Source organism: Neobacillus drentensis NBRC 102427, from assembly GCF_001591445.1.
In the GTDB taxonomy this organism is placed as follows: Bacteria; Bacillota; Bacilli; order Bacillales; family Cytobacillaceae; genus Neobacillus; species Neobacillus drentensis.
Genome location: NZ_BCUX01000103.1, coordinates 1 through 6,252 on the forward strand (window position 1 = coordinate 1; position 6,252 = coordinate 6,252).

7 protein-coding genes are annotated in these 6,252 nt (G+C 39.6%); 6 read left to right on the plus strand and 1 reads right to left on the minus strand.

The window, feature by feature from the left end; all coding sequences use genetic code 11:
- Positions 1-147 precede the first annotated feature (147 nt).
- From BDR01S_RS24075 to BDR01S_RS24085, 3 genes are all read left to right on the plus strand, one after another.
- Entirely contained in the window at positions 148-2,208 is a 2,061-nt protein-coding gene (locus BDR01S_RS24075) for a sensor domain-containing protein (protein ID WP_066259290.1), read from the plus strand.
- Between the two features lie 92 nt (positions 2,209-2,300).
- Positions 2,301-3,104 carry a prohibitin family protein gene (locus tag BDR01S_RS24080; protein WP_066259287.1) on the plus strand — a complete coding sequence of 268 codons (804 nt, stop codon included), beginning with the start codon at positions 2,301-2,303 and terminating at the stop codon, positions 3,102-3,104.
- 162 nt (positions 3,105-3,266) lie between these two features.
- On the plus strand, positions 3,267-3,692 hold the full coding sequence (locus BDR01S_RS24085; protein WP_066259280.1) for an OsmC family protein: 426 nt from the start codon (positions 3,267-3,269) through the stop codon (positions 3,690-3,692).
- Positions 3,693-3,773: 81 nt separating this feature from the next.
- Here the strand turns inward: BDR01S_RS24085 and BDR01S_RS24090 are convergent, their stop codons facing one another.
- Positions 3,774-4,307, minus strand: coding sequence for an NUDIX hydrolase (locus tag BDR01S_RS24090; RefSeq protein ID WP_066259279.1), 534 nt, complete (start codon positions 4,305-4,307; stop codon positions 3,774-3,776).
- A gap of 147 nt (positions 4,308-4,454) precedes the next feature.
- On the opposite strand from BDR01S_RS24090, the gene BDR01S_RS24095 reads away from it, so the two are divergent.
- From BDR01S_RS24095 to BDR01S_RS25105, 3 genes are all read left to right on the plus strand, one after another.
- On the plus strand, positions 4,455-5,219 hold the full coding sequence (locus BDR01S_RS24095) for a hypothetical protein (RefSeq protein ID WP_066259277.1): 765 nt from the start codon (positions 4,455-4,457) through the stop codon (positions 5,217-5,219).
- 18 nt (positions 5,220-5,237) lie between these two features.
- Positions 5,238-5,690 (plus strand): hypothetical protein, encoded by a 453-nt coding sequence (locus BDR01S_RS24100; RefSeq protein ID WP_066259275.1) that lies wholly within the window; start codon positions 5,238-5,240, stop codon positions 5,688-5,690.
- Positions 5,691-5,970: 280 nt separating this feature from the next.
- Entirely contained in the window at positions 5,971-6,135 is a 165-nt protein-coding gene (locus BDR01S_RS25105; RefSeq protein ID WP_082797568.1) for an aspartyl-phosphate phosphatase Spo0E family protein, read from the plus strand.
- Positions 6,136-6,252: the final 117 nt, after the last annotated feature.

A 6,252-nucleotide genomic window follows, 5' to 3' on the forward strand; every position in this document is an offset into this window, starting at 1 on the left:
CTGTCTTGGAAACATTGGTGATTGTCGAAAAAATGCCCAATTTGAGTGACATTTAGAACAGTATCTATCTTACATTTCCTTTATGATAAATAGTAGAAGATTGACAAATAATGAGTATTTTTGCATATTGCATGAGAGGAGCCCTCAATGAAAAATCAAGGTAAAAGCACCGATTTAAGTTTGTTTATTCAAACCTTTAAATCTGTTCTGCTAAATCTCCCTGTGCCCTGCTATATTCTTGATCTAGAAGGTACAATTGTGTTTGCTAATGATGCAACGATCCAGCTAACAGGGTATCAACGAGAAATAGATTTTAAAAGGAGCTTTCTCTCTCAATTGGATGATGAATATATCGATAAAACGATTGAGCATATTAAAACCGTTTTGAACGGAGAAAGACTTCAGGTTCAGATTGAAATCAGGCACCAAAACAATAAAAATATTCCAGTAGATATTGTCTCAATCCCGCTTGAGATTCGTGGATTGGTTCAAGGAATTTGCGGTTTTATTTTAGATAAGTCTGAAAAGGGTACGGTTATCCATCAACTTTATGATCCGAGCAATTGGGATAAAATCCTGAATGAAATCGATATTTGTTTATGGTCTGTCGATGCAAAAACAATGGAGACGCTTCAAATATCCTCCGCCTGCCAGCGCATTTTGGGTTACTCCGAGGAAGAGTTTGTTCAAAACCCCTATTTGTGGATGGATATCCTTCATCCTCATGATAAAACAAATGTCCTCGAGCAACTCGGTTTATTAGACAAGGGGCAATCCATTAAACTGGAATACCGGATTCGCACCCATCAGGGTATGGATAAGTGGGTGATTGATTATATCGTGCCCATTTTTGATGAGCTTGCGATTGGTCCTGTCAGATTTGACCGGGTTTTAATGGATATTGATCACCGAAAAAGAACCGAGGCTGAGTTGACTTATTTAGCCTTTCACGATCCATTAACAGGATTACCGAATCGCAGGGAGTATGATGAGCAGCTTCGCACAGCCATACTGGAGGCGCAGCGCAATAAGCAATTCGTTGGGATTCTATTCATCGATATTGATCGGTTCAAGGATATCAACGATTCACTGGGCCACAAAATGGGGGATCAGTTGATTAAAATCATCGCAAACCGGCTAAAAAATCATATCCGGACAGAGGATGTCATTGCGCGTCAAGGTGGGGACGAATTTGTCATTCTATTAAAAAATCTGCCGAATGGTCAAATGATAGAGGAAATGGCTGCAAAAATATGCCGGGTGGTCGCTGAGCCGATTATGCTGCTTGAACATGAGTACAGAATGAGTGTCAGTATTGGGACTAGTATTTTCCCTGATCATGGGCAAGATGGAGAAGTGCTCATGATGAGAGCCGATCAAGCAATGTACTTGGCAAAGGAAAATAAAACGGGTATTCAGCAATATCAATTGGGAATGTCCAAAAGCTTGTCACGGAAAATGCTGCTTGAACAATATCTTCATAGGGCAATTGAAAAAAATGAGTTGTATTTAGAATATCAGCCTATTTTCGATGTGTATGCCAAGAAAGCCATCGGTCTGGAAGCTCTCCTCCGCTGGCAGCACCCTGTCTTGGGAAGTATTCCGCCGGTTGAATTCATTCAAATTGCTGAGGAATCTGACCTAATTATTAAACTTAGCAATTGGGTTTTAGAGACGGTCTGCCACCAGCGCCGGTTATGGCTGGATAAGTATCTATCGCCTTTTTATATCTCGATTAATGTTCCGGCAAGGCAAATCCATCAGGTTCATTTTATTGAATCGATTAAACATTCCTTAAAAAAATATGATTTACCACCGGAATTCATAAAAATTGAAATAACCGAACGAACCGCAATGACGAATGTCGAGAAGACCTTGAAAACGATGAGAGAATTGCAAGAATATGGGGTCGATATCATTCTTGATGATTTTGGAATCGGCTATTCTTCGATTAGTTATCTGGTGCAGTACCCTTTTAGTACGATCAAAATTGATAAATCGTTTATCCAGGGCCTGAGCAATAAAAATCAAAAGTCTGTTTGCCGGGCATTAGTAGCAATGGGCAGAAATTTGGGGATGAATGTAGTTGCTGAAGGGGTCGAGGAAATGGAGCAGTATCAATATTTATGCAGCATTGGCTGTCATAAAATCCAAGGCTACTATTTTAGCAAACCCACTTCAGTGGAATTGGTGGAGAAGTTTTTCTAGGCGGGAGCTTAATTTTCCAGCACCCCTCCCTCTTTTTTAAATCGTATAAAACTGGGGCTATTTTCATATAGTTTTATATAGGGGGGATCCGAATGAATTATACGAAGTCGATCATTAGTGGAATCATTGCACTTGTTATTATCGTGGTTGGCTTTTTTTCAAGCACATCCGTTGATTCTGGATATAGAGGTGTTCTTTTACAATTAGGGGCCGTTAAACCGACGATTTTAACGGAAGGGTTTCATTTTAAGCTCCCATTTATTCAAACCGTCCAACCCATTGAGGTCCGGGTCCAAAAAGAAGAAAGCTCGCAAACAGCTGCCTCAAAGGATCTGCAAATGGTCACTGCGATGGTGGCTGTCAACTATTCTGCTGATCCAGGAGCGGTGAATAAGCTCTATCAAGAAATCGGCTTGGATTATCGGACTCGAATTGTTGACCCCGCGATTGCCGAATCACTTAAGGCGATCACCGCCCAGTACACGGCGGAAGAATTAATCTCGAAACGGCCAGAGGTATCGGCGAAAGTGAAAGAAATGCTTGCTAGTAAATTAACAAAATATTATATGATTCTAGAAGATATCAATATCAAAGAATTTGCTTTTAGTGAGGAATTCAATAAAGCAATTGAATCGAAACAAACCGCGGAGCAAAATGCATTGCGTGCCAAAAGAGATCTCGAACGAATCAAAATCGAAGCTGAGCAAAAGGTCGCTCAAGCCGGTGCAGAAGCGGAAGCGCTCCGATTGAAAAAACAAGAGGTAACCCCGGAATTAATTCAATTAAAGCAAATTGAAGTTCAAGAAAAGGCTTTAGAGAAATGGGATGGGCGCCTGCCAAGTGTAACAGGCGGAGCCACGCCATTTATTGATGTAGAAGGACTTTCGAAAAAATAAGCCGGGATTCAAAAAGAATCCGAAGGTGATTTTTAGATGAAAATAAGGAAACAGACCGAACGCCATAAATTGGTGTGACTGTTTCCTTTTTATTTTTTCATCATTATGTAAAATAAGGAAGTGATTCATGGGTAAGAATAAACAGGTGAAAGGGGTATGAGTATGGATTTAACTATTAATTGGAAAGAGAAAATGGCGTTCGCGGGGGTTACTTCTTCCGGTCATGAAATTGTCATGGATGCCGCTCCCGAAGTTGGAGGAGAGAATTCGGGCCCACGACCAACGGAACTGCTGCTGCAGGCAGTGGCCGGCTGTACAGGAATGGATATTATCTCGGTCTTACATAAAATGCGCCTCGAGCCTTCCGCATTTCAGATGGACGTTAAAGGAGAACGTGCCGAGGATCATCCGAAGCGCTTTACAACGATTAATATTCATTATGCGTTGGACGGAGAACTGCCTGAAGACAAGGTGATCCGGGCAATCCAACTGTCGAAGGACAAATACTGCTCCGTCTCCCATTCCCTGAATTCAGAAATAACCGTGAGCTACTCCATCAATGGAGTCAAAGGTGTACAAGCGATATAACATGGAAAGAAGTAACGACCAATTTAATATGGTTGTTACTTCTTTTATAAAAGTGATGCTGTTAGAATTGATTTGACTTTTTTAGTTATTTTCCGTCATTAACATATACCGCAAGATCGCCGCTAGCCCTGCTCCGTGCTTGAATTCACCGTTGATTACTAAGGACATTACTTCTTCCATTGTTAATTTATGTACTTCAATTTGTTCGCTGTTTTCCAATTTTTGCGCTGTGGCGGTCAGGCCGGTTGCCGCAAATAAGTAGATTTCCTCGCTAGTTGAGCCTGGGGACGGATAAAAGCTTCCTAAATCCAGCCAATATTCCGCTTTATTGCCTGTTTCTTCCTCTAGCTCCCTCTTGGCAGTTTCGATTGGTGCATCACTTTCACTATCAATCATCCCGGCAGGTAGCTCCCATTGCCAGCTTTTTATCGCATGACGATATTGTTTTAAGCAGATGATTTCTTTGTCCTTCGTGATTGGGAGAATACATACGCCCTTTGCAAAATCTAAATAGGAAAAGTCCTTTTCCTCTCCATTCGGGAGAGTCACCTTTTCGATCATCACCCCAAAGCGATCTACCTGTTCTTTAATAGAACTATTAATCTTCCAAACCATCCTCATTCAACTCCAAAATTCATTTTCTTAAAACTATTTTACATGGAGGGAGGATAATTTACTAATTCTACCCAGCATGGATAACTATCCCATAATTTGTAAACGATATAATAAGACGTACGTTTCATAAAGGAGAAGGGCCTACAAGTGAATCAAATACCTCCGTTTCGAAGGCAGAGAGCGCATTTATCCCAATTTTCAACCGCACAGCTGCACTTAAAGAACCCGTGGATTCCAGCTTTTTTCTCATTCTCTTATCCTGGGTTTGGGCATATCTTACAACATCGGTATATCTCTGGGTATATTCTCATTCTATGGGAAACCTTTATTAACGATCGGGCGAAAGTAAACCTTGGCATTTTATATACCTTATTAGGTGAATTTGAAAAAGCAAAAGATGTTTTGGATCAGAGGTGGCTCATTCTTTATCTGGCTATTTATATGTTTGGAATTTGGGATAGTTATCGGACGACCGTTGATTTAAACAAACAGTATATATTAGCTGATCGCGAGGACGCCCCAATCTTAAACATGAAAATAGGATCATGGGATATTAACTACTTGGATAAACGAAAACCAATAAATTCACTCATCTGGTCCGCCTTATTTCCTGGCCTCGGACATCTTTATTTCCACCATGTTATTACCGGATTCTTTATTTTTATTTATGCAGTAGCCATATGCTATTTAGGTCATATTCCGCAAGCTATCCACTTATCAATGACTGGTGAGTTTGTGCAAGCTAAAGATGTACTGAATATGCAATGGACAATTTATTTTCCTTCCATCTATTTTTTTATCATTTATGATTCTTATGTTTCAACGATTGAACACAACAAATTGTTTGAGAAAGAAATGTCAAAATTCCTGCGGCAAAAATATCAAAGTAAAGATTTTCTTTATCCATTGTAGGAAGTGAGTGTGAGTTGATTGTTTGTCATTGCCACTTTCGAAAATTCCATTTTTATTGAGTTAGCTATTACGTCTCTGGAAAAAAACGGAATTTCAAACGAAAAGATATTAGCAGCCCCTCTCGATAAACGAGCGGAACAGCGAAAATTATTTGATACGATTCATCGAGCGGACGGCCTAAGTCTTTTTGATGCATCCGCCATGCTCGGTACTTGTTTGATGCTATTAGGCGCAATCTACGGATATGTATTAAAATGGGGTCCGATTATCTGGGGGATTATTGGGGCAGTCAGCGGGTTACTTCTCGGATTTTTGATAAAATTGTTGATTGTTAAAAAAAACAAAGCTGGGACCAAAAAAATCGCATCAGAAATTGTCCTGATGATTCGCTGCGAAGAACAGCAGTGGGAAACCATAGAAAAAATCATCTGGGAAAATAACGCACTTGGGGTGACAAGAATCAAGCGTTAAGCATGTAAAAAAGACGAGAGGAGAAATCTCGTCTTTTTTATGGTGGTGTCAGGCACCAAAAGTTTCATTCTTATTTATCATTTGTGACAGAAAAGTGAATTTTATTCATCGGTAGAATCCAGTATTCAACATATTACGAGTGTAACAATAAAATTAATGTCATAAACAACATGAAGGTGGTAGTAATGTGTCGATATTTGATGATGAAAACTAGTTACGTGAATCCGCTTTCAATTGGTAAACTAAGTTACCTAGTCAAATATTAAGGAGTTAACTGATAATGAAAAATGATGATCTTTTTGTGCAAATCGAAAATTTAAGAAATAAAATGATAAGAACAGGGCTATCGAAAGGTTTTACCTCCGCGGAAACTGTCACACTCAGTGAAAGACTTGATAAGTTAATCTACTTACAAATGGGGTTACTTCCGAAGATGTCTGCCTGAATACTTTGTATATTTTCGATATATTGATAGAAAAGGTATGACACCAAACTAACAGTGATAACTTACCGAGAAAAAAGCGTAAAAGTCCTGTGTAAAGGTCTTTTGCGCTCTTGTTAC

Excerpts from the sequence above, each read along its gene's own strand:
- BDR01S_RS24075 (WP_066259290.1), top strand. The coding sequence starts at position 148 with ATGAAAAATCAAGGTAAAAGCACCGATTTAAGTTTGTTTATTCAAACC.
- BDR01S_RS24080 (WP_066259287.1), top strand. The coding sequence starts at position 2,301 with ATGAATTATACGAAGTCGATCATTAGTGGAATCATTGCACTTGTTATT.
- BDR01S_RS24085 (WP_066259280.1), top strand. The coding sequence starts at position 3,267 with ATGGATTTAACTATTAATTGGAAAGAGAAAATGGCGTTCGCGGGGGTT.
- BDR01S_RS24090 (WP_066259279.1), bottom strand. The coding sequence starts at position 4,307 with ATGGTTTGGAAGATTAATAGTTCTATTAAAGAACAGGTAGATCGCTTT.
- BDR01S_RS25105 (WP_082797568.1), top strand. The coding sequence starts at position 5,971 with ATGAAAAATGATGATCTTTTTGTGCAAATCGAAAATTTAAGAAATAAA.